19 protein-coding genes and 2 rRNA genes (1 of these 21 running past the window's edge) are annotated in these 22,764 nt (G+C 68.8%); 14 read left to right on the top strand and 7 right to left on the bottom strand.

Translation table 11 applies throughout. The features are described 5' to 3' along the window. Both KOD61_RS12330 and rrf read left to right on the top strand, forming a co-directional pair. Nucleotides 1–993 (top strand): 23S ribosomal RNA (locus KOD61_RS12330) (it extends 1,886 nt beyond the left edge of the window). Between the two features lie 113 nt (nucleotides 994–1,106). Next, nucleotides 1,107–1,220, top strand: a 5S ribosomal RNA gene (gene rrf, locus KOD61_RS12325). Nucleotides 1,221–1,332: 112 nt separating this feature from the next. Here rrf and KOD61_RS12320 read toward each other — a convergent pair. From KOD61_RS12320 to KOD61_RS12305, 4 genes are all read right to left on the bottom strand, one after another. Continuing rightward, a complete protein-coding gene (locus KOD61_RS12320; protein ID WP_215218947.1) occupies nucleotides 1,333–2,079 on the bottom strand; it encodes a 2OG-Fe dioxygenase family protein in 747 nt (248 codons plus the stop codon). 19 nt (nucleotides 2,080–2,098) lie between these two features. Next, complete coding sequence (locus tag KOD61_RS12315; RefSeq protein ID WP_215218946.1) at nucleotides 2,099–2,494, bottom strand: MAPEG family protein; 396 nt, start codon at nucleotides 2,492–2,494, stop codon at nucleotides 2,099–2,101. 90 nt (nucleotides 2,495–2,584) lie between these two features. After that, the gene (locus KOD61_RS12310) at nucleotides 2,585–4,327 is read right to left on the bottom strand and encodes a M28 family metallopeptidase (RefSeq protein WP_215218945.1); all 1,743 of its coding nucleotides are present in this window, start codon (nucleotides 4,325–4,327) and stop codon (nucleotides 2,585–2,587) included. A gap of 98 nt (nucleotides 4,328–4,425) precedes the next feature. Beyond that, entirely contained in the window at nucleotides 4,426–5,106 is a 681-nt protein-coding gene (locus KOD61_RS12305) for a DUF4097 family beta strand repeat-containing protein (RefSeq protein ID WP_215218944.1), read from the bottom strand. Nucleotides 5,107–5,236: 130 nt separating this feature from the next. Between KOD61_RS12305 and gpmI the strand changes: the two genes are divergently transcribed. The 3 genes from gpmI to KOD61_RS12290 all read left to right on the top strand — a co-directional run bounded on the left by gpmI (nucleotide 5,237) and on the right by KOD61_RS12290 (nucleotide 9,561). Continuing rightward, entirely contained in the window at nucleotides 5,237–6,790 is a 1,554-nt protein-coding gene (gpmI, locus tag KOD61_RS12300) for a 2,3-bisphosphoglycerate-independent phosphoglycerate mutase (protein ID WP_251370596.1), read from the top strand. After that, nucleotides 6,790–8,031, top strand: coding sequence for a murein hydrolase activator EnvC family protein (locus KOD61_RS12295; RefSeq protein ID WP_215218943.1), 1,242 nt, complete (start codon nucleotides 6,790–6,792; stop codon nucleotides 8,029–8,031). The genes gpmI and KOD61_RS12295 overlap by 1 nt, the downstream gene beginning before the upstream one ends. A 150-nt stretch (nucleotides 8,032–8,181) precedes the next feature. Beyond that, the gene (locus tag KOD61_RS12290; RefSeq protein ID WP_215218942.1) at nucleotides 8,182–9,561 is read left to right on the top strand and encodes a S41 family peptidase; all 1,380 of its coding nucleotides are present in this window, start codon (nucleotides 8,182–8,184) and stop codon (nucleotides 9,559–9,561) included. A gap of 9 nt (nucleotides 9,562–9,570) precedes the next feature. On the opposite strand, the gene KOD61_RS12285 is transcribed toward KOD61_RS12290, so the two are convergent. Then, a complete protein-coding gene (locus KOD61_RS12285; protein WP_215218941.1) occupies nucleotides 9,571–10,263 on the bottom strand; it encodes a rhomboid family intramembrane serine protease in 693 nt (230 codons plus the stop codon). Nucleotides 10,264–10,427: 164 nt separating this feature from the next. Here KOD61_RS12285 and KOD61_RS12280 point away from each other — a divergent pair, with 164 nt between their 5' ends. Continuing rightward, nucleotides 10,428–11,801 carry an OmpP1/FadL family transporter gene (locus tag KOD61_RS12280; protein ID WP_215218940.1) on the top strand — a complete coding sequence of 458 codons (1,374 nt, stop codon included), beginning with the start codon at nucleotides 10,428–10,430 and terminating at the stop codon, nucleotides 11,799–11,801. 105 nt (nucleotides 11,802–11,906) lie between these two features. Here KOD61_RS12280 and putA read toward each other — a convergent pair whose 3' ends face one another. Further along, nucleotides 11,907–15,146 carry a bifunctional proline dehydrogenase/L-glutamate gamma-semialdehyde dehydrogenase PutA gene (gene putA, locus KOD61_RS12275; protein ID WP_215218939.1) on the bottom strand — a complete coding sequence of 1,080 codons (3,240 nt, stop codon included), beginning with the start codon at nucleotides 15,144–15,146 and terminating at the stop codon, nucleotides 11,907–11,909. 411 nt (nucleotides 15,147–15,557) lie between these two features. Here putA and coxB point away from each other — a divergent pair, with 411 nt between their 5' ends. From coxB to KOD61_RS12255, 5 genes are read left to right on the top strand one after another with little or no spacing between them, the layout of a single operon-like run. Next, nucleotides 15,558–16,460: a cytochrome c oxidase subunit II gene (coxB, locus tag KOD61_RS12270; protein WP_215220406.1), complete on the top strand. Its 903-nt coding sequence runs from the start codon at nucleotides 15,558–15,560 to the stop codon at nucleotides 16,458–16,460. Nucleotides 16,461–16,501: 41 nt separating this feature from the next. Then, complete coding sequence (gene ctaD / locus KOD61_RS12265; RefSeq protein WP_215218938.1) at nucleotides 16,502–18,118, top strand: cytochrome c oxidase subunit I; 1,617 nt, start codon at nucleotides 16,502–16,504, stop codon at nucleotides 18,116–18,118. A 19-nt stretch (nucleotides 18,119–18,137) separates the two neighbouring features. Continuing rightward, the gene (locus KOD61_RS13065; RefSeq protein WP_256441538.1) at nucleotides 18,138–18,272 is read left to right on the top strand and encodes a hypothetical protein; all 135 of its coding nucleotides are present in this window, start codon (nucleotides 18,138–18,140) and stop codon (nucleotides 18,270–18,272) included. Then, on the top strand, nucleotides 18,269–18,868 hold the full coding sequence (locus tag KOD61_RS12260) for a cytochrome c oxidase assembly protein (protein ID WP_215218937.1): 600 nt from the start codon (nucleotides 18,269–18,271) through the stop codon (nucleotides 18,866–18,868). The genes KOD61_RS13065 and KOD61_RS12260 overlap by 4 nt, the downstream gene beginning before the upstream one ends. A gap of 33 nt (nucleotides 18,869–18,901) precedes the next feature. Next, nucleotides 18,902–19,780: a cytochrome c oxidase subunit 3 gene (locus KOD61_RS12255; RefSeq protein WP_215218936.1), complete on the top strand. Its 879-nt coding sequence runs from the start codon at nucleotides 18,902–18,904 to the stop codon at nucleotides 19,778–19,780. A gap of 120 nt (nucleotides 19,781–19,900) precedes the next feature. Here the strand turns inward: KOD61_RS12255 and KOD61_RS12250 are convergent, their stop codons facing one another. Next, nucleotides 19,901–20,107, bottom strand: a complete 207-nt coding sequence (locus KOD61_RS12250) for a twin transmembrane helix small protein (RefSeq protein ID WP_215218935.1) — start codon at nucleotides 20,105–20,107, stop codon at nucleotides 19,901–19,903. A gap of 81 nt (nucleotides 20,108–20,188) precedes the next feature. On the opposite strand from KOD61_RS12250, the gene KOD61_RS12245 reads away from it, so the two are divergent. The 3 genes from KOD61_RS12245 to KOD61_RS12235 are packed head-to-tail and all read left to right on the top strand — an operon-like array spanning nucleotide 20,189 to nucleotide 22,755. Further along, on the top strand, nucleotides 20,189–20,929 hold the full coding sequence (locus tag KOD61_RS12245) for an SURF1 family protein (protein WP_215218934.1): 741 nt from the start codon (nucleotides 20,189–20,191) through the stop codon (nucleotides 20,927–20,929). 28 nt (nucleotides 20,930–20,957) lie between these two features. Next, nucleotides 20,958–21,551, top strand: a complete 594-nt coding sequence (locus tag KOD61_RS12240; RefSeq protein ID WP_215218933.1) for a hypothetical protein — start codon at nucleotides 20,958–20,960, stop codon at nucleotides 21,549–21,551. A 31-nt stretch (nucleotides 21,552–21,582) separates the two neighbouring features. Continuing rightward, the gene (locus KOD61_RS12235; protein ID WP_215218932.1) at nucleotides 21,583–22,755 is read left to right on the top strand and encodes a COX15/CtaA family protein; all 1,173 of its coding nucleotides are present in this window, start codon (nucleotides 21,583–21,585) and stop codon (nucleotides 22,753–22,755) included. Nucleotides 22,756–22,764 lie beyond the last annotated feature (9 nt).

The raw sequence follows: 22,764 nt of genomic DNA, 5'->3' as shown, positions 1-22,764 counted from the left end.
TAACTATAACGGTCCTAAGGTAGCGAAATTCCTTGTCGGGTAAGTTCCGACCTGCACGAATGGCGTAACGACAGCGGCGCTGTCTCCACCCGAGACTCAGTGAAATTGAAATCGCTGTGAAGATGCAGCGTTCCCGTGGCAAGACGGAAAGACCCCGTGAACCTTTACTATAGCTTTACACTGAACGTTGAGTTCGTCTGTGTAGGATAGGTGGGAGGCTGTGAAACCCGGACGCCAGTTCGGGTGGAGCCATCCTTGAAATACCACCCTGTCGTGCTTGACGTTCTAACCTGGGCCCGTAATCCGGGTCGGGGACCGTGTATGGTGGGTAGTTTGACTGGGGCGGTCTCCTCCCAAAGAGTAACGGAGGAGCACGAAGGTACGCTCAGCGCGGTCGGACATCGCGCACTGTGTGCAAAGGCATAAGCGTGCTTGACTGCAAGATCGACGGATCAAGCAGGTACGAAAGTAGGTCTTAGTGATCCGGTGGTTCTGTATGGAAGGGCCATCGCTCAACGGATAAAAGGTACTCCGGGGATAACAGGCTGATACCGCCCAAGAGTTCATATCGACGGCGGTGTTTGGCACCTCGATGTCGGCTCATCACATCCTGGGGCTGTAGTCGGTCCCAAGGGTATGGCTGTTCGCCATTTAAAGTGGTACGCGAGCTGGGTTCAGAACGTCGTGAGACAGTTCGGTCCCTATCTGCCATGGGCGTTGGAGATTTGAGAGGGGCTGCTCCTAGTACGAGAGGACCGGAGTGGACGAACCTCTGGTGTTCCGGTTGTCACGCCAGTGGCATTGCCGGGTAGCTATGTTCGGAAGCGATAACCGCTGAAAGCATCTAAGCGGGAAGCGCGCCTCAAGATGAGATCTCCCGGGAGCTTGACTCCCCTGAAGGAACCATCAAGACCAGGTGGTTGATAGGCTGGGTGTGTAAGTGCAGCAATGCATTGAGCTAACCAGTACTAATGATCCGTGTGGCTTGACCATATAACCTCAAGTGGCCTTGGACTCGACGACGCGTCGATGACATTCCAGACCCAATTTCGCTACGTCCCACCCCATGCGAGTCCGCGCCCCCTGGGCGCGACTCCAACAGCTTGCTCAGTGACAATAGCTGTGTGGAACCACCCGATCCCATCCCGAACTCGGAAGTGAAACGCACATGCGCCGATGGTAGTGTGGCCTTGCCATGCGAGAGTAGGTCATCGCTGAGCATTTACACCGAAGGCCGGTCCCCAAAAGGGACCGGCTTTCTTCTTTTCGAAGTTCGAGACGCCGCGGTAGGGGCCGTGGGCAACCCGGCGACTCCTGCGAGCGTTGCGGACCTCAAGTCCCGCGGCAGTACGTCAGGACCAGCACGTCACGGTGCGCGAGCTTGGACGGGTCACGCGGCGTGACGGCCGTGACGCCATGGAGCACCCGCTGGTCATCCACCAGCGCAACGTCGCGGAGCCGGGTGAGGGTGAAGCTGCCAAGCTCAGTGCCGTCCGGTGCGTGGATCGAGGTGGTCCCGCATTCGATGTTTCGGCGCTCGACCAGCACGACGAGCACATAGTCCACGCCGTCGCGGTGCATGCCTTCCGGAGTCGGCTCGCCCGCGTGATCTGGTTTGGCCTCGATGCGGAACTGGTGGGCCTCGACGCGCCAGCTCCCCGTCGCCGCGGCGCTGTCGAGCCGTGCGAACACTTTCCGCCCGAAACCCATCAGTGTCTGGAAGGCGCGCGTGCCAACTGCTGTGTCCGTCATCGGCGTGAACCAGCGGGCCAACCCGCCCTGCAGCGGATTGTGCGCGAGCGTCTGGAAGTGCGGCTGGTCCGGGAGTCGATGGGGCGCCGCGGAAGAATCCAGCGCCGCCCCGAGGTCGAACACCGCATGGCGCCGCCGGCGGTAGCGGCCGGTGGCCGCCAGGTACTGATCCGGATCGAGGTGGTCCCAGCTTTCAGCGAAAACGTCCCAGTCGTCCAACCCGCCGGCCGCCCCGAGTATCGCGTCGACCGCCGCGCCTTCGGCAAAGGCGAACCCGTCACGCCGCACTTGCGCTGCGAGCGCGTCAACGGATTCGCAATCGGGCACCGCCGTCGCGTCGTCCGGGCTATCGGATCGCAAGTGCCGCCATCACCAGCAGCGCGACCACGCAGCCGATGCCGACCGCCCAGATCAGGCTGCGAAGCGTTGCGCGGTTGGCGAGATAGGCCACGCCATGTAGCACCCGCGCGATGACGAAGATGACCGCCAGCAACGCGATCGTCGATTCCGCGACGCCTGCCAGCTGGGCCAGCACGACGCCGGCGGCAAACGGAGCGAACGCCTCGAACGCGTTCAGCTGCGCGGCGTTGGCGCGGACGGTACGGGGATTGTCCTGGCGCGAGATCCAGCCGCGCGGATCACGGTTGTCGAACCGTGCGCCGCCGCTCTTGGCGATGACGGTCCACACGTACGGAAGCAGCGCGGCAATTACCACGCACCAGTAGGCAGTCGCTATCGTCATTGCAGGGGATCCGGTGCTGAGTGGCGACAGCCTAGCCGAAAACGCCGACGGCGCCCGCAGGCGCCGTCGGGTGGTCCAGAAGTCGATCGCTCAGCCGCCGCTGGCCGACTCCTTGCCATCGATCATCTCCTCGCGCGCGGCGCGGAAGGCGTTGCCCTCGTACCAGTTGGGCCAGGCGTCGCCACCGGCGAGGACGCGGCCGACGCCGTACAGCGCCTCCAGGTCCTGCACCACGCCGTCCATGTCCCAGCCTGCGTCGAACTCGTCCGCGGGCTTGTGGTAACGGTTGTCGCGGTAATCCAGATGGGCCTGCTTGCCGGCGTCGCTGCCGCCTTCGACCAGTTCGTCGCCGCCCTTGGCATACAGCGCGGGGACGCCGGCCTTGGCGAAATTGAAGTGATCGGAGCGGAAGTAGAACCCGCTTTCCGGCGTGGCCTCGGCGCGAAGTTCGCGGTCCTGTTCGCCTGCCACTTGGCCGAGTACGTCTTCCAGCTCGGAGTTGCCCAGGCCGACCACGGTGATGTCGCGGGTCTTGCCGATCACCGGCATCGCATCCAGGTTGATTGCGGCGACCGTCTGGTCGAGCGGAACGCTCGGGTGGGCGACGTAATACTTGGAGCCCAACAGGCCCGACTCCTCCAGCGTGACCGCCAGGAACAGCACCGAGCGCTCGGGCGCCGGCTCCTGCGCGACGAACGCCTCGGCGATCTCGAGGATGCCGGCGATCCCGGTCGCGTTGTCGATCGCGCCGTTGTAGATGCTGTCGGCATCCGCGCCAGCCTCGCCCTCGTGGCCGTGGTCGCCCAGGTGGTCCCAGTGGCCCATGTAGATGACGGCCTCGTCCGGGCGGGTGGTGCCGGGCAGCTTGGCGATCACGTTCTGGGAGGACTTCTCCGAACTGGTGCTGGCGAGCTCAAGCGACATCGTCGCGTCCAGCTCGACGGCCTCGAAGCCCTTGCGGTTGGCCGCCTTGTACAGCGCGTCGAGGTCCTGGCCACTGCCCGCCATCAACTCGCGCGCGACGTCGCCGGTGATCCAGCCCTGCGCCGGCAGGCGCGGTTCGGGGTCGTCCTTGGCCGGCAGGTCGAACTGCGGTCCGGTCCAGGAATTCTTGACCACGTCCCAGCCGTAGGACGCGCCCTCGGTGTCGTGGATGATCAGCGCGGCGGCGGCGCCCTGGCGGGCGGCCTCCTCGTACTTGTAGGTCCAGCGGCCGTAGTAGGTCATCCGTTTGCCTTCGAACAGCCCGGCATCCTGCGTATGGAAGCCCGGGTCGTTGATCAGCATCACGACCGTCTTGCCCTTGACGTCGACGCCTTCGTAATCGTTCCAGCCCAGCTCGGGCGCGTTGACGCCGTAACCGACGAACACCAGCGGGCTGTCATCGAGGTCGATCTGCGCCTGGCCGGTGCGGGTGCCGATCACCATCTCGTCGCCGAAATCGAGCTCGCGCGGCTGGCCGTCGATGGCGAGTGTCATCCGGGTGCCGGCCGGGTCGGCGGTAGTTTCCACCATCGGCACCGTCTGCAGGAAGCTGTCGCCATTGCCCGGTTGCAGGCCGAGGCGCTGGAACTGCTCGACCAGGTAGGCGACGGTCTTTTCCTCGCCGACGCTGCCCGGCGCGCGCCCGGCGAACTCGTCCGAGGCGAGCCGCTCGACGTGGGCGGCAAAGTCGCCGGGGTTGATCGACGGCTCGAACTCAGCGGCCGGTCGGGTCGGGGTCGCGGTGGTGTCGGCGGTCTCCGCCGTCGGTTCGGCCGGCCGGTCGCAGGCAGCCAGTACAAGTGCGGCGGCCACCAGCGAGGTGGCGGGCAGGAGCGGGATGCGGGACATGGCGCCTCCGGGGTTGCGGAACGCCCGATGCTAGCAGCGTTGTCCCGTGGGCGCCGGTGCCCGCCGGCGAGCCGGCAGGCACCGCAAAACCAACCTCGTCAGTCGCCGGCGGGCGCGCGTGCGCCGCTGTAGCGGACCGCGGTCGCACCGGTCACCGGTCCGATGGAGGCGGTCTCGTGGACATACAGGGAGACCGAGTGCTCGAACACCAGCGGCCCGTCGACCCGGGCATCCGGACCGATGACCACCCGCGGGTCGCGCCGCTTGAACGAGATCAACTGCGTGCCCGGCTTCTCGTAGTGGATGCCGCCGCGCACGTGCGAACCGATGCCGACCGTGAGGTCACCGTTGACGGTCGCGATGCCGCCGGCCACGTCGGTGTCGACCAGGCCGATGGCCCCGTTGACGGTCTCGATGTCGCCGCCCACGTTGCCGCCGCGGTCGATGAAGATGCTGCCGTTGACGGTTTCGACGTCGTCGCCGACCGTCACCTGGCTGCCGACCTTGATGCTCCCGTTGACCGTCGCAAGGCCGCCTACGCCCGCCCCGTCGTAGACCTTGATGCTGCCGTTGACGGTTTCCGCGTCACCGGCGGTGGCGTTCTCGCCCACCCTGATGCTGCCGTTGACGGTGTCGAGATCGCCGGCCTTCTGCCCGTCCTCCACGTGGATGCTGCCATTGATCTTGCTGTGGTCCTGGCCAAACGCCGGGGACGACACCGCGAAAACGGCGGCGAGGGCGAGTGGAAGAAGCGCGGAGGCGGTGGGGCGTAGGCTCATGTCGGGGGTCCATTGGTAGCGGGTCATGCCGGTTGGGATGCACCGCGGCCGGCGGCGGTTTAATGCAGGGGTCCTTGATATCCCGCTTCGCTACAATCCGCACCTGTCCGAAGTCACTGGAACCAACGACGTGCCCGAGCCCGCCGCGCCCGCCATCCGCCCCGTCGTACTGCTGATCCTGGATGGCTGGGGGCACCGCGAGGACCCGGCCGACAACGCGCTCGCGCAGGCCCACCTGCCGCACTGGGATGCCCTGGTCGGATCGGTCCCCCACACCCTGATCCACACCGAGGGCCGCCACGTCGGCCTGCCGGACGGCCAGATGGGCAACTCCGAAGTCGGCCACATGAACCTGGGTGCCGGCCGGATCGTCTACCAGGACCTGACCCGGATCGACGCGGCGATCGAGGACGGCAGCTTTTTCGCCAACGAAGAGCTGCGCACCGCCTGCGCCGCGGTGAGCAACACCGGCGGCACGCTGCACCTGCTGGGCCTGCTGTCGCCTGGCGGCGTGCACAGCCACGAGGACCACATCCTGGCGATGATCGAGATGGCGCGTCGCGAGAAGGTGGCCGACGTCGCCGTGCATGCCTTCCTCGATGGCCGCGACATGCCTCCGCGTTCGGCTGCGCCCAGCCTGGCCAAGCTCCACGCCGCCTGCGCCGCGGCCGGCAACGCGCGCGTCGCCAGCGTCAGCGGCCGCTACTTCGCGATGGACCGGGACCGGCGCTGGGACCGGCTGCGCCAAGCCTGGGATGCCATCGTCGAAGGCCAGGCCGCGCACCGCGCCAACGACGCTGCCCACGCGCTGGATTCCGCCTATGCGCGTGGCGAGAACGACGAGTTCGTGCTGCCGACGGTGGTCGGCACGCCGGTGCCGATGCGCGATGGCGACGCGGCCGTGTTCATGAACTTCCGCGCCGACCGTGCACGCCAGCTGGCGGCGGCGTTCGTGGCGCCCGGGTTCGACGGCTTCCCGGCGCGCCGGCCGGCACTGGTGCGTTTCACTTGCCTGACCGAGTACGACGCCAGCCTGCCGGCGCCGGTCGCGTTCGGGCCCGAGGACCTGCGCAACACGCTGGGCGAGGTGCTCGCCGACCACGGCCTGCGCCAGCTGCGCATCGCCGAAACCGAGAAGTACGCGCACGTCACCTTCTTCTTCAGCGGCGGGCGCGAGGACGAGTATCCCGGCGAGACACGCATCCTGGTGCCGAGCCCGCAGGTCGCCACCTACGACCTGCAACCGGAGATGAGCTGCCCGGAGGTCACCGAGAAGCTCACGGCGGCGATCCGCTCCGGCGCGATCGACGTGGCGATCTGCAACATCGCCAACCCCGACATGGTGGGCCACAGCGGCAGCCTGGAGGCGGCGATCAAGGCGGTCGAGGCGGTGGACCTCGCGATCGGCGCGGTGGTGGCGGCGGTGCGCGACACCGGCGGCGCGCTGCTGGTCACGGCCGACCACGGCAATGTCGAGATGATGCGCGACGCGCAGACCGGACAACCTCATACCTCACACACCGTCGGGCCGGTGCCGCTGGCCTACCTCGGGCCGCGGCCGGCGACGCTGCGCAGTGGCGGCGCCCTGCGCGACGTCGCGCCGACGCTGCTCGACCTGCTGGGCGTGCCGGTGCCTGCCGAGATGACCGGCCAGTCGCTGCTGCTGGACAGGCCCGCAGGCTGATGCGGCACGGCGTCGCCCGGCTGCTCCTGTCGATCGCGCTCGCCGCGGTTGCCGCCGGGAGTGCCTCGGCGCAGAGCAGCCGCGAGGCCGAGCGCAAGCTCGAGTCGGTCCGCAAGGAGCTCAAGTCGGTCGCCAGCGAGCGGCGTGAGATCGAGTCACAACGTGGCGCCGCTACTCGCGAGTTGCGCAAGGCCGACGAACAGGTCGCCCGCACCGGCCGCGCGCTCGCCGCGGTGGAGGCCGAACTGGCCGCCAGCGAGGCGGAACTGGCGAAACTCCAACAGCAACGCAGCGACCTCGAAGACACCCTTGGCGGACGCCGCGAGGAACTCGCGCGATTGCTGCGCGCGGCCTACGCGCAGGGCGACGCGGCACCGTTGAAACTGCTGCTCGCCCAGGACCGGGTCGCCGATGCCAACCGACTGCTCGCCTACCACCGCTACGTGCAGCGCGACCGCGCCGCGCGCATCGCGGAGCTGACCGGCGCACTGGCCGAGCTGGATGCCGTGCAGGCACGCATCGATACACGCCGTGCCGAGCTGGAGGCCGCCCGCGTGCGCCAGCAGCAACAGCTCGCGCAACTGGAAAAGGACCGCAAGGCCCGTCGCGAGGTCGTGGCCCGGCTGGACCGGAGCTTCGAGGACCGCCGCAGCCGCGAGAAGGCGCTGGGCCGAGATGCCAAGGGGCTGGAGCAGCTGCTGGAGAAGCTGCGCGCGGCGGCGGCGCGGGCCGAGGCCCAGCGTCGCGCGGCGGCAGCGGCCAAGGCCGAGCGCGAGGCGCGCGAAGCGCGCGAGGCCGCCGCAGCGGGTGGCACCGTGACGCCGTCGCCCAGGCCGTCGCCGGTCGTCGCCACCGGCCCGGCCGTCGGTGGCGCGGGCTGGCCACTGGCCGGCAACCTGCTCGCCGGCTACCGCGCGAAGCTGCCGGATGGCCGCGCCAGCGATGGCCTGCTGATCGGCGCGGCCGCCGGCACGCCGGTGACCGCGGTGGCCGACGGCACCGTCGTCTATTCGGAGTGGATGAGTGGCTTCGGCCTGATCCTGATCATCGACCACGGCAACGGCTACATGAGCCTGTACGCCCACAACGACGCGCTCCTGCGCGATGCCGGCGACGCGGTGAAGCGTGGCGACCGGGTCGCGACGGTGGGGAGTTCCGGCGGGCACGGGCGCCCGGCGCTGTACTTCGAATTGCGCCGCAACGGCGAACCGGTCGATCCGGGCAGCTGGCTCCGCCGCTGAGGCGCTGCGCGGGATTTACGGAAACTTCCGCACCCGCGACTTAAGGTCGGCTGACGCCGGCCCTGCCGGTCGACATACTTGGTTGAACGACCGCGGCTGCCCCCGGTCCGTAACTCGTGACCGTAGCCCGTGTCCCCCGGAGTCCGCCTGATGCCCCATCGCCGCCTCGTTCCGCTCGCCCTCGCCATCGGCCTGTCGCTGGCCAGCCTTCCGGTCACCGCGCAGCAGGCCGCGCAACCACCCGCGAAGGATGCCGCGGCGGCGTCGGCATCCAACATCCCGCTCGACGAGATCCGCCGGTACGTGGCGGTGTACAGCGCGGTCAAGGCGGCATACGTCGAGCCGGTCGACGACGAGCAACTCATGCACTCCGCGATTCGGGGGTTGCTGCTCGACCTCGACCCGCACAGCGCCTACCTGGAAGCCGACGCCACCGACGATTTCGAGGAGCAGGCGCGCGGCAACTACGACGGCATCGGGGTCGAGATCTTCCGCCAGCCCGACGGCAGCCTGCGCGTGATCGCGCCAATCGATGACACCCCGGCCGCCCGCGCCGGGGTCAAGGCCGGCGACCTCATCGTCGCCGTCGACGGCAAGCCGCTGCGCGCCGGCGAAGGCGACAGCTCGACCCCGCTGCGCGGCGAAGCCGGTACCAGTGTCGAGTTGACCATCCTGCGCGACGGGGCCGACGAGCCGGTCAAGCTGACCGTCGAACGCCAGACCATCCGCATCGCCAGCGTGCGCAGCCGGATGCTCGAGCCGGGCTTCGGCTACCTGCGCGTCAGCACCTTCCAGGCCGACACCGCCGCCGATTTCGAACGCCAGCTGGGCGAGCTTGCCACGCAGGCCGGTGGCCGCCTGCGCGGGCTGGTGATCGACCTGCGCAGCAACCCGGGTGGGCTGCTCAACTCGGCCGTGCAGATCGCCGACGCGCTGCTGGAGGACGGCGGCATCGTCAGCACGCGCGGGCGCATCCCGGTCAGCGACGCCACCTTCAGCGCCACCCCGGGCGACCGCCTGGATGGCGCGCCGGTGGTGGTGCTGGTCGACGCCGGTTCGGCCAGCGCCTCGGAGGTGCTGGCCGGCGCGCTCGGCGACAACGGCCGTGCCCGTATCGTCGGCAGCCGCACCTTCGGCAAGGGCTCGGTGCAGACCGTGCTGCCACTCGACAACGGCGACTCGGTCAAGCTCACCACCGCGCGCTATTACACCCCGGATGGACGTTCGATCCAGGCGCTCGGCATCGTGCCCGACGTGGTCCTGCACGCCGAGGAGGGTGGTGACGACGGCCGCCCGGCCGGCTACACCGAGGCCGACCTGCCGGGTCACCTGGGGGCGGAAGTGCCCGACGACGGCGACGGCGAGGCGCTGCCCGGCATCAACGCCGGCGAGGTGCTGGAGGGCGAGGGCCACGTCACTGCGGCCCTCGCCGAGCTCAAGAAGCTGGTCGCGGGAGCGAGCCCCGGTGCTGATGCCGGTGCCGGTGCGAACGATCACGCGGACGGGGACGCTGTGCCGGTCGAGGGCTGACGCCGGACCTCAGAACCCGCGTCGCCGCCGCAACCGACGGGCGATGCCGGCCCGTGCCAGCAATGCGAACGCGCCACCGAACGCGAATCCCGCCAGGTGGGCCGACCAGGCCACCGCGCCGAATGCCGGGCCGATGAAGGTAAACACCACCTGCAACGCCGCCCAGACGCCGATGAGGAGCGGTGCGGGCACTTTGACGAATTGCAGGAACAGTCCCAGCGGCACCACCACGCCCAGCTTGGCCGAGGGGAACAGCGCCAGGTAGGCACCGATCAGGGCCGACACCGCGCCGCTGGCTCCGATGATCAGCCGGTCCGGGGTGCCGATGGCCAGCACCGCGGCCAGGTTGGCCACCGCGCCGCCCACGAGGAACAGCAGTACGAACCGCCACGGGCCCATCGCGCGTTCGGCCGGCAGCCCGAAGATCAGCAGGAACACCAGGTTGCCCAACAGATGGGCCCAGTCGGCGTGCAGGAACAGCGCCGTGACCAGCCGCAGCAGGCTGCCGTCGCCCGGCGCGGCCTGCCAGGCCGCGGGCGTGGTCAGCCCGCCCGACAACGCGCCCCACTCCATGACCCACCTCGACTGCTCGGCCGCCGGGGCCCAGGCCAGCCAGGTGAAGCTGCCCCAGAGAGCCGCGAAAAGCAGCGGCGTGGCCCATCGGAGAGGCGGCTTCTGGCGCGACGGAATGGACAGGAACAAGGCGGGTCCTCGCTTCCGGGGCATTGTTAGCGCGGGGTTAATCGGCACGCTATAGTGCAGACGGCGCCGTATGGCGGCAGCCCCGGCGCCCGCCGGTGACCGGCCCGGCCGGCGCTGCAGGCAGGGCCGAAGAAAAACATAAAACTCCAATGGAGACCACACGCATGCATCACGCACACCGCACCACCCTCACGGCGCTCGCGCTGGGCATCGCCGGCGTACTCGCGCTTGGCCAGGCCCACGCCACCGGCTTCCAGATCCGCGAGAACAGCGTCAAGAACCTCGGCCGTGCCAACGCCGGTACCGCCGTGGCGCAGGATGATGCCTCGGTCGTTTCCAACAATCCGGCCGCGATGGTCAACCTCGACCGCACCACGGTGCAGATCGACGCGACCATCATCGACCTCAATGCCGAATTCACCGGCGGCGGCCAGGCCGCGGCCGGCACGCCGCTGGCGCAGCCGCTGACCGGCGGTGATGGCGGCGACCCGGGCGACCCGACCGCGGTCCCGGCGATTGCGATCGTCGCCCCGCTGCACGGCGCGTTCGAAGGCCTGACCGTCGGCGCGAGCATCAGCGCACCGTTCGGCCTGGCCACCGAGTACGACCGCGACTGGGTCGGCCGCTACAACGCAGTCGAGTCGGACGTGAAGACCGTCGACTTCACCCTGTCGGCCGCGGTCGAGCTGCACGAGACCTTCTCGGTCGGCGTCGGCCTGATCTACCAGCACGCCGACGTGACGCTGTCCAACGCAGTCGACTTCGGCTCGGGCATCTGCCGCGTCAACATCGCCGCGTGCATCACGCCCGACCCGGTCAACGCGCCGTTCGGCCCGCAGAAGAACGACGGCTTCGTCGAAGTCAGCGGCACCGACAACGGCCTGGGCTGGCTGCTCGGCTTCCAGTTCCGTCCGACCGAGCGCCTGGCGATCGGCTACTCGCACCACTCCGAGATCGACCACGAGATCGACGGCGACGTCGACTTCACCGTCCCGGCGGCGGTCGTCGCGGCGATGGGTCCGATGGCGGTGGCCTACGCCGACGGCCCCGGCGGCGCCAAGCTGACCACCCCGAGCGTCGACACCCTGAGCGTGCAGTACGACTTCACGGACTCGTTCCGGATGATGGCCGACATCCAACGCACCGGCTGGGAGTCGCTGCAGGCGGTCAACATCGAGCGTTCCAACGGGACCCCGATCGCCAGCGAGCAGTTCCAGTGGGAAGACTCCACGATGGTCGCCCTGGGTGGCGAGTACGACCTCAACGAGGCGTTCACCCTGCGCGCCGGTGCGGCGGTCGACGAGACCCCGACCAATGACGAGCACCGCACCCCGCGCCTGCCCGACAACGACCGCCAGCTGTACACGGTCGGCCTGACCTGGCACGCCTCGCCGAACCTGAGCATCGATGCGGCCTACATGCGCATCGAGATCGACTCCCCGACCGTCGAGTCGGTGTCCAGCAGCGGCAGCGTGCTGGTCGGCGAGTTCGAGGGCCACGCGAACCTGTTCGGCGTCGCGGCGCAGTACAAGTTCTGATCGATCGCACCATGCAGAACGAAAAAGCCCCGCTCCGGCGGGGCTTTTTCATGGGCGCCGCCCGCAGTGGGACGGCGCCGGCGCGGGAGCGAAGCTACCTTACGACTACTCGCCCAGCGTCAGCAGCGAGGCGTTGCCACCGGAGGCGGTGGTATTGATGGTGATCGTCTTCTCGGTAGTGAACCGCGGCAGGTAGTGCGGCCCGCCGGCCTTCGGACCGGTACCCGAAAGGCCCTGGCCGCCGAACGGTTGCACGCCGACCACCGCGCCGACCTGGTTGCGGTTGACGTAGCAGTTGCCGACCTTGATCCGCGCGGCGATCTTCTCGACCGTCTCGTCGATGCGCGAGTGCACGCCGAGCGTCAGCCCGTAACCGGTCGAGTTGACCGCGTCGATGACCTTGTCTAGCTCGCCCGCCTTCCAGCGGATCACGTGCAGCACCGGGCCGAACACTTCCCGCTCGAGCTGGTCGAGCGAGCGCAGCGCGTACGCGCGCGGCGCGAAGAAACTGCCGTGCGCGGTGTCCTCGCCCATCGCGACGGTCGCGATCGGACTTGCCTCGCGGTCCATGCGCTCGGCGTGGGCGTGCAGGGTCTTCAGCGCGTCCTCGTCGATCACCGGACCGACGTCGGTCGACAGCAGCCCCGGGTCGCCGACCTTCAGTTCGGCCATCGCGCCGGCCAGCATGGTGACCACCTTGTCGGCGATGTCTTCCTGCACGAACAGCACGCGCGCGGCCGAGCAGCGCTGGCCGGCCGAGGTGAAAGCCGAGCTCATCGCGTCCTTGACCAGCTGCTCGGGCAGCGCCGAAGAGTCGGCGATCAGGGCGTTCTGGCCACCCGTCTCGGCGATCAGAACGCCGATCGCGCCATCGCGCGATGCCAGTGCGCGGTTGATCGCGTTCGCGGTCTCGTTGGAGCCGGTGAAGGCGACGCCGGCGATGCGCGGATCCTTGGTGAGCGCGGCACCGACCGTCAGGCCGTCGCCGGGCAGGAACTGCAGCACGTCCTCCGGCACGCCGGCCTCGTGCAACAGGCGGGTCGCGGCGTAGCCCACCAGGTTGGTCTGCTCGGCCGGCTTGGCGATCACGCTGTTGCCGGTCGCCAGTGCCGCGGCAACCTGGCCGATGTAGATGGCCAGCGGGAAGTTCCAGGGGCTGATGCAGACGAATGCGCCGCGGCCATGCAACTGCAGCGTGTTGGTCTCGCCGGTCGGCGAGGGCAGCGCCTCGACGGTGAACAGCTTCCGCGCCTGGCACGCGTAATAGCGCAGGAAGTCGACCGCCTCGCGCACTTCGCCGACGCCGTCGGGGATGGTCTTGCCGGCGTCCTTGGTGCACATCGCGATGAACTCGGCCATCCGCGATTCGAGCAGGTTGGCGGCGTGCTCGAGGATCGCCGCGCGGCTCGCGGCCGGGGTCGCATCCCACTTGGGCTGCGCGGCGACGGCATTGACCACCGCGCGCTCGACCGTCGCGCTGTCGGCCGGCAGCCAGCGGCCGACAACCTCGCGGCGGTCGGCCGGGTTGGTCACCTGCAGCCACTCGCCGGCTGGCGTGGCCCCCGGCACCAGCGGCTCGGCGAACCAGTCGTCGCGCACCGCGGCGTTGATCTGTTGGGCCAGCGTGCGCAGCCGGTCGTCGTCGGCGAGGTTGACGCCCATGGAGTTGCTCCTGTCGCAGTACTGCATCGAACCGGCGAAGCTGCGGTACACGTCGACCGGCAGCGGGATGCGGGGATGCGGGATGGTTTCGAAGCCGGACACGGTCTGCACCGGGTCCCGGATCAGGTCGTCGATCGCGACGTCCTCGTCGGTGATGCGGTTGACGAAACTGGAATTGGCGCCGTTCTCCAGCAGCCGGCGGACCAGGTACGGCAGCAGGTCCTCGTGGCTGCCGACCGGTGCGTACACGCGGCACGGCACGTCGAGGCGGTCGGCCGGGATCACCTCGGCGTAGAGGTCGTCGCCCATGCCGTGCAGCTTCTGGAACTCGAACTCCACGCGCTTGCCACCCAGGCGCGACATCCGGTGCACGGTGGCGATGGTCTGTGCGTTGTGGGTGGCGAACATCGGGTAGATCGCGTCCGCGGCATCAAGCATGCGGCGCGCGTTGGCGAGGTAGGACACGTCGGTGTTCGGCTTGCGGGTAAACACCGGATAGCCGGGATGGCAGTCGACCTGCGCGCGCTTGATCTCGGTATCCCAGTACGCACCCTTGACCAGCCGCACCGGGATCCGGCGGCCGTGCTGGCGGGCGAGGTGGGCGATGAAGTCGATCACCTCCGGCGCGCGCTTCTGGTAGGCCTGCACAGCCAGGCCGCAGCCTTCCCAGCCGTCAAGCGACCCGTCGGCGTAGGCGCCGGCGAACACGTCCAGCGACAGTTCCAGCCGATCGGCTTCCTCGGCATCGACGGTGAACCCGATGCCGTGTTGCTTGGCCAGCTGCGCCAGTTCGAGCACGCGCGGCGTCAGCTCGGCCAGCACGCGGGCACGCTTGGCGTGTTCGTAACGCGGGTGCAGCGCCGACAGCTTTACTGAGATGCTGGGCGTGCCGAACACGTCGGCGCTGTGGAAGTCGCCGCTGCTGCCGATCGCCGCGATCGCGTCGCGGTAGGCCTGCAGGTAGCGCTGCGCGTCTGCCTCGGTCAGCGCGGCCTCGCCGAGCATGTCGTACGAGTAGCGGTAGCTTGCATTGACGCCTTTGCGGGACCGCGCCAGCGCCTCGCCGATGGTCCTGCCCATGACGAACTGGTGGCCCATGATCTTCATCGCCTGGCGCACGGCCAGCCGGATCACCGGTTCGCCGACACGCCCGACCAGGCGCTTGAAGGCGTTGTGCGCGTCGCGCCTGGTTTCGTCGGCCAGATCGACCAGGTGGCCGGTCAGCATCAGGCCCCACGTCGACGCGTTGACCAGCACCGAGTCGGACTTGCCCATGTGGCGCTTCCAGTCGGCCTCGCCGAGCTTGTCGCGGATGAGCTTGTCGGTGGTTTCCTCGTCGGGGATGCGCAGCAGCGCCTCGGCAACGCACATCAGCAGCACGCCCTCCTCGCTGCCGAGGTCGTACTGGCGCATGAAGGCTTCGATGGCGCCCTGGTCCTGCGCGCGCGCGCGGACCCGGGTGACCATGTCGGCCGCGACCGCCTGTGCCGCGGCCTGCTCGGCCTCCGGTAGGCGCGCCTGCTCGAGCAGGCTGCGGACGTGCGCGGCCTCGTCGCGGACCCAGCCGGCGGTGATGGCGGCGCGCGGGCCGGCCGGCAACGCCGGGAGCTCGGGGCTAACCAGCTTGCGGACGGAAGCGCCAGCGGCCGGTCGGCCGCCGGAAACGGGGGAGGGATTGTCCATCGGGCCAGGGGAGGGAGGGTGGGGACGCGCTAGTCTAAGGCCGGCGACGGTACCGCGCGCGTGTACTGGAGCTTTGCATCACGTGGCGTTTCGCAACCGCCCCGAGCCCCGCCGGAACGCCGATCTTGACTTGCGTCAAGGCCTCCGGGAGACGTCGTGTGATGGGCGTCAGCTTGCCGCTTCCCCGCGCCACGGTTACGATTCATGGGTTATCCGTTGCGCCGAGCGCCGTTCCAGGTCGCGAAGCGCGGGGCCCTGCGCGGGCTCGCCAGCCACCTCTCCGCGGTCGATCCATGCCCGAAGGGCACGGGCGCCGGGAGTGGCAGCCCGCGGAGCACGATGCAAACACATGTCAATCAAGTGATTCTGGGGCTCGAAGTGATGAAAGCCGGTCGTTTCAAGCAGTGGGCAATGGGCGTGGCCGCGATGGCGACGCCGGTCCTCGCATTCGCACAGAGCGCCGACCCCGAGCGTTGGCAGCTCAACATGGGGCGTGGCGTGACCCACCTGTCCAACAACGCCTACGACGCGCACATGCTGGCGTTGTGGATCTGCGTGGCGATCGGCGTGCTGGTGTTCGGCGCGATGGCCGTCGCCATGTTCAAGTTCCGCAAGTCCAAGGGCGCCGTGGCGGACCGCGACTTCACTCACAGCACCCGGCTGGAGATCCTCTGGACCGTGATCCCGGTGGTGCTGCTGGTGCTGATGGCGGCGCCGGCAACGACCAAGCTGATCGCGATGTACGACACCCGGGACGCCGAGATGACCGTCAAGGTCACCGGCTACCAGTGGATGTGGAAGTACGAGTACCTGGGCCAGGGCGTGGAGTTCACCAGCCGTCTCGACCGCAAGAGCGACGCGCTGCGCCAGAGCGGGGTGGTGCCGACCGTGGCCGACCACGCCAACTACCTGCTCGACGTCGACAACATGCTGGTGCTGCCGACCGACACCAAGATCCGTTTCGTGATCACCGCCGACGACGTCATCCACGCCTGGTGGGTGCCCGCGCTGGGCTGGAAGCAGGACGCCGTGCCGGGCATCGTCAACGAGGCCTGGACCGACATCTCGACCCCGGGCATCTACCGCGGCCAGTGCGCCGAGCTGTGCGGCAAGGACCACGGCTTCATGCCGATCGTGGTCAAGGCCGTGCCTCCCGCCGAGTACCGCCAGTGGCTGGCCGCCCGCAGGGCCGGCAACGCCCCGGCCCCGGCCCCGGCCGCCGCGCCGGCCGCCGCGCCGGCCGAGCCGGCCCCGGTTGAACAAGCTCCGAACTCCGACGACGAAGCCGCGCCCGCCGTTGCGGTCGCCGGCTGATCCGTCCGCGTCGTCAAACAAACGTAATTTAGAGGTAGGCCATGGCTGCCACGCACCCCGTTGCTGATCACCACGATGACCACGCCCACAAGCAGGGCTTCATCGACCGTTGGTTCTTTTCGACCAACCACAAGGACATCGGCACGCTGTACCTGATTTTCAGCTTCATCATGTTCATCGTCGGCGCGGCGATGTCGGTGGTGATCCGCACCGAGCTGGCGGTCCCCGGGCTGCAGCACGTCAATCCCGAGTTCTTCAACCAGATGACGTCGATGCACGCGCTGGTGATGATCTTCGGCGGCGTGATGCCGGCCTTCGTCGGCCTCGGCAACTGGATGATCCCGCTGCAGATCGGCGCGCCGGACATGGCGCTGCCGCGCATGAACAACTGGTCGTTCTGGATCCTGCCGTTCGCCTTCACCCTGCTGCTGCTCACCCTGTTCCTCCCGGGTGGCGGCCCCGCCGCGGGCTGGACCATGTACCCGCCGCTGTCCCTGCAGGGCGGCAGCAACGTGGCGTTCTCGATCTTCGCCATCCACATGATGGGCATCAGCTCGATCATGGGCGCGATCAACATCATCGCCACCGTGCTCAACATGCGCGCGCCGGGCATGGACCTGCTGAAGATGCCGATCTTCACCTGGACCTGGCTGATCACCGCGTTCCTGCTGATCGCCGTGATGCCGGTGCTGGCGGGCGCGGTCACCATGCTGCTGACCGACAAGTTCTTCGCGACCTCGTTCTTCAACGCCGCCGGCGGCGGTGACCCGGTGATGTACCAGCACATCTTCTGGTTCTTCGGGCACCCCGAGGTCTACATCATGATCCTGCCGGCGTTCGGCATCGTGTCGGAGATCATCCCGACCTTCGCCCGCAAGCCGCTGTTCGGTTACCAGGCGATGGTCTACGCGACCGCCGCCATCGCGTTCCTGTCGTTCATCGTGTGGGCCCACCACATGTTCACCGCCGGCATGCCGCTGGGTGGCGAGATCTACTTCATGTACGCCACGATGCTGATCTCGATTCCGACCGGCGTGAAGGTGTTCAACTGGGTCACCACGATGTGGCGCGGCTCGATCACGTTCGAGTCGCCGATGCTGTGGGCGATCGCGTTCGTCATCCTGTTCACGATCGGTGGTTTCTCCGGCCTGATGCTCGCCATCGTGCCCGCCGACTTCCAGTACCACGACACCTACTTCGTGGTCGCGCACTTCCACTACGTGCTGGTCACCGGCGCGCTGTTCGCGATCATCGCGGCGGTGTACTACTGGTGGCCCAAGTGGACCGGCCGGACGTACAACGAGGGCCTGGCGAAGTTCCACTTCTGGTGGACCATGGTGTTCGTCAACCTGCTGTTCTTCCCGCAGCACTTCCTGGGCCTGGCCGGCATGCCGCGCCGCATCCCGGACTACAACGTGGTGTTTGCCGACTGGAACCTCGTCAGCTCGATCGGCGCGTTCGGCATGTTCATCACCCCGTTCCTGATGGCGTTCATCCTGTGGCGTTCGAAGAAGGTCGGCGCCGTGGCGCCCGCCCGTGCCTGGGAAGGCGCGCGTGGCCTGGAGTGGACCGTGCCGAGCCCGGCGCCGCACCACACCTTCACCACCCCGCCGGTCATCCGCGACGGCGACCTCGCCCACGGCGACGTCACCCACTGACCTCGAACGCCGCGTCGCCATGACCCCGACCCACGACCCCCGCCTGGACCCCGACGCGCGCCGCAAGGCCGCGCGCCGGACCGCGCTATGGGTCGGGGGGATCGCGGTGGCGGTGTACGTCGCCTTCATCCTCAGTGGAGTGCTGGGGCAATGAGCGCGCCGCAGTCCCCGGAGCAGGCCCCGAAGCCCACCAAGGGGCTGGGCAAGATGCTGGTGGTCGCCGCGCTGGCGTTCGGTTTCAGCTTCTCGCTGGTGCCGCTTTACCGGATCGCCTGCGAAAAGGTGTTCGGCATCCGCCTCGACAACACCGCGGTGGAGGCCACGCGCGGCCAGGCGGTTTCCGACCGGCTGGTCACGGTGCAGTTCGATGGCGGGGTCAACTCCAAGCTGCCGTGGGAGTTCGAGCCCAGCCAGCTGACCATGCAGGTGCGTCCCGGCCAGCAGTACGAGACCAGCTACCGGGCGCACAACACCAGCGACCGCACCATTGTCGGCAGCGCGGTGCCGTCGGTCGCGCCGGCGCGCGCGTCGGGCTACTTCAGCAAGACCGAGTGTTTCTGCTTCACCGCCCAGACCATGCATGCCGGCGAAAGCCGCGACATGCCGGTCCGCTTCATTGTCGACCCCAACCTGCCGGACGACGTGAAGACGGTGACGCTGTCCTATACCTTCTACAAGAACGACGCGCTTACCGCGCAGCAGGCCGCTTCCGCCCATCCGGTGGCCGCGACCCCCGCTGCCGCGCCGTAACGCCACGCATCCACGAACCACGGAACCGCCGCCATGGCCCAAGCCCAAACGCCAGACGCCAACATCTACTTCGTCCCGCACAGCAGCCGCTGGCCGTTCCTCGGCTCGATCGCGCTGTTCGTGGCGATGGTCGGTTTCGCCACCTGGCTCAACGACGTCAGCTGGGGCCGGGCCACCTTCCTGATCGGTGTCGCGCTGCTGGTGGCCGTGCTGTTTGGCTGGTTCGGTGACGTGATCCGCGAGTCCGTCCGCGGCCACTACAACCGGCAGGTCGACGTCTCGTTCCGGATGGGGATGATCTGGTTCATCTTCTCCGAGGTGATGTTCTTCGCCGCGTTCTTCGGCGCCCTGTTCTACGCCCGGCAATACGCGTTGCCGTGGCTGGGTGGCGCCGGGGACGGCATGGCGACCAACAATCTGCTGTGGGAGGGCTTCAGCGCGGCCTGGCCGAGCAACGGTCCCGCCGCGGTCGGCGGCCAGTTCCAGACCATCCCTGCCTGGGGCCTGCCGCTGCTCAACACGCTGATCCTGCTGACCTCCGGCGCGACGGTCACCGCCGCCCACCACGCGCTCAAGGCCGGCCACCGCCGCGCGCTGCTGGTGTGGCTCGGCGCGACGGTGCTGCTGGGCCTTGTGTTCCTGTTCTTCCAGGCCGAGGAGTACATCCACGCCTACCAGGAACTCAACCTGACCCTCGGATCGGGTATCTACGGTTCGACCTTCTTCATGCTGACCGGCTTCCACGGCCTGCACGTGACGCTGGGTACCATCATGCTCGCGGTGATCTGGTTCCGTTGCCTCAAGGGCCACTTCGACCGCGACAACCACTTCGCGTTCGAGGCGGTCGCGTGGTACTGGCACTTCGTCGACGTGGTCTGGCTCGGCCTGTTCCTGTTCGTCTACGTGCTCTGACGCGGGCCTGCCGGCCGCTGGTCCCAGGGGACCGCGGCCGCGGCCACCGTTTTGCCGGCAACCGCGCGCGTCGCGGTTGTGGCGTTTCAGGCCCCGGCCGGATGACCGGCCTGCCACGCCTCAGCGGCCGACGCCGTGGAACTCGATCCACCCCAGTTTCGCGGCCACCACCACCATCAGGACCAAGGCGATGGACAGCACGATGCGACGGGTCAGCGCATTGACCGTGCGCTTGCTCTCGCCCTTGTCGACCAGCATGTAATAGAGGCCGGCACCGAGGTTCCAGAGTATGAGAATCAGGAAGCCGACGATCAGCAGGGTCTTCATCAGGCAGCTCCGGCGCGCGGCGCTCGGTCGGGCGGCGTCCGCCGCGGTGCCCGCATTATCGCAGCCGCAGGCCGTGTCGCAGTGAGCCGTCGGGGCACCCTGGTGGTGGGTTGGCTGCTCGCGATCGCGACGATCGCGGCGTTCGCGAGCCTGGGCCGGTGGCAGCAGCAGCGTGCGGTCGAGAAGCAGGCGATGCTCGATGCAGCCGACCGTGTAATGACCCGGCGCGAAGTCGTTCCGCTGGCCGCGGCGCACGATCCCCACAGCGCCGGGCAGTACGACTGGGCCGCCGGCGCGGGGAGGTTCGACGCGCGCGGCGCGCTGCTGCTGGATAACCAGCAGCGCGAGGGCAGGGTCGGCGTGCGCATCTACCGCGTCTTTATTCCGGAAGGCGCAGGGCCAATGCTGGTCGACATGGGCTGGATGCCGCTGCCCCCATCGCGCGAGCTGCCGGTCATCCCGCGGCCCGAGGGCGACATCCAGTTGCGCGGCCTGCTGGCGGCCCCGCCGTCGAGCGGCATCGCGTTGGGGCGAGGACTGGTCCAGAGCGGTGACCAGTGGTTGCTGACTCGTGTCGACATGGCGGCCATCGCCGCCGAAACCGGCCTGCCGGGCCCGCTGGCACCGCGCGTGTTGCGGCTCGACCCGGCCATGGAGCTGGGCTACGAGCGCGACCTGGAGCTGCTCGCCAACACCTTGCCGCCGGACAAGCACCGCGGCTATGCGGTGCAGTGGTTCGGCCTCGCGCTCGCGGTGCTGGCCACCGCACTGATCCTCACCTTTCGCAGGCGCCGCCCGGTGACCGGTGGGCCACGCCGATGAACACGCACGCTGCAGGAGTGATGTCGCCATGAACGAACCGGCAGGGGTCGACCTCCGCACCCGCAACCGGAATCGCGTCCTGCTGGTCGCGATCTTCGTGATGTTCTTCGGCAGCATGCTGGTGGCCGGCATCCTGCGCTTCTCCGGCTGGCAACCGGACGGGCGCAGGAACCACGGGGAGCTGCTCGATCCGCCGGCCGACCTGCGCGAGGTCGTACCGGTGCTGGCCGAGGGTGGCGAGTACGCCTGGCAGCCGGAACTGCGGACCTGGCGCATCGTCGTCGCGCCGCCCGCGCAGTGCGGCGAACGCTGCGACCGCCTGGCGCACGACCTCGATACCGTCTGGCGGCTGTTCGGCAAGGACGCGGACCGGGTGCACCTGCTCTGGATCTGCGGCGAGGACGCCTGCCTGCCGCCGGCCGACGCCCGCCCGCGGACGCTGCACGTGGTGCAGCCGGAACCGCGCCTCCGCGCCGCGCTTCCGGGGCTCGACGCCGATCCGGCGCGCGGCGTGCCGGCGTACGTGGTCGACCCGAACGGGTTCGTGATCCTGCGCTACCCTCCCGGGTTCGATCCGGTCGGGCTGCGCGCCGATGTCGCCAAGCTCCTGAAGCTGATCTGACCGGCGCCCCGCGCCGCTGCAAGAGACCTGCATGACCGCCTCCCGCCATTCCTCCACACCACGTCCCGCCGCCGCGCGTCCGGCCCGCCATTTCCACCGCCTTGCGTGGCTGGCGGTCGCGCTCGCGCTGGGCGTGATCGTGTTCGGTGCCTTCGTCCGTCTGTCCGACGCGGGGCTCAGCTGTCCGGACTGGCCGACTTGCTACGGCCGCGCCGCGTGGCCGACCGAGGTCGCCCATGGCGCGGACCATGCCGCCACCGCGATCCGGCCCGTCGAGGTGCACAAGGCGTGGCGCGAGCAGTTCCACCGGATGATCGCGGGCGCGCTGGGGGTGCTGACGCTGGCGCTCGCGCTGCTCGCCGCGCGTCGCCGCCGGTACGGAATGGCCCAGGTACTGGCCGCTGCCGCGCTGGTCGCGATCGCGATCCCGCTGTACATGCGCGGCGAGCACGTGGCCGCGTCGGTGCTGGCGATCGCCGGCGAGGCGATCCTGCTGGTGGCCGCGCTGCGCTGGAGCAACCTCGACCTGGCCCGGGTGGCGGCGGTCACGCTGGCGGTGATCATCTTCCAGGCCCTGCTCGGGATGTGGACGGTGACGTGGCTGCTCAAGCCCATCGTCGTGATGGGGCACCTGCTGGGTGGACTGCTGACGTTCTCGCTGCTGCTGTGGATGGCATGGCGTGCCACCGGGTTGCCGATCCGCCTGGCCGAGGCCGGGCGCGTGCGCGTGCTGTTGATGGTCGGGCTGGTGCTGCTGGGCGTGCAGATCGCGCTCGGCGGCTGGACCAGCGCCAACTATGCGGCGCTGGCCTGCGGTACCGATTTCCCGACCTGCGTCGGCCGCTGGTGGCCGCCGACCGACTTCAGCGAGGGCTTCGTGCTGTGGCGCGGCATCGGCGTCGACTACGAAGGCGGCATCCTCGACGGCCAGTCGCGCATCGCGATCCAGATGGCCCACCGGATGATGGCGGTGGTCGTGTTCGCCTACCTGCTGTGGCTGGTCGCGCGGCTGCTGCGCACGCCAGGCCTCCGCGGCTGGGCCAGCCTGCTCGGCGCGCTGGCGATCGCGCAGGTCGCCCTGGGCATCGCCAACGTCAAGCTGGCGTTGCCGCTGTGGACGGCGGTGCTGCACAACGCCGGTGCGGTGCTGCTGCTGTTCGTGCTGGTCTCGCTGCTGGCGCGCGTACGCGCACCGGAGGCGTGATGGGCACGG

It is taken from the genome of Lysobacter luteus (assembly GCF_907164845.1).
GTDB classification, from domain to species: domain Bacteria; phylum Pseudomonadota; class Gammaproteobacteria; order Xanthomonadales; family Xanthomonadaceae; genus Novilysobacter; species Novilysobacter luteus.
This window is presented reverse-complemented; position numbering and strand designations above follow the sequence as displayed.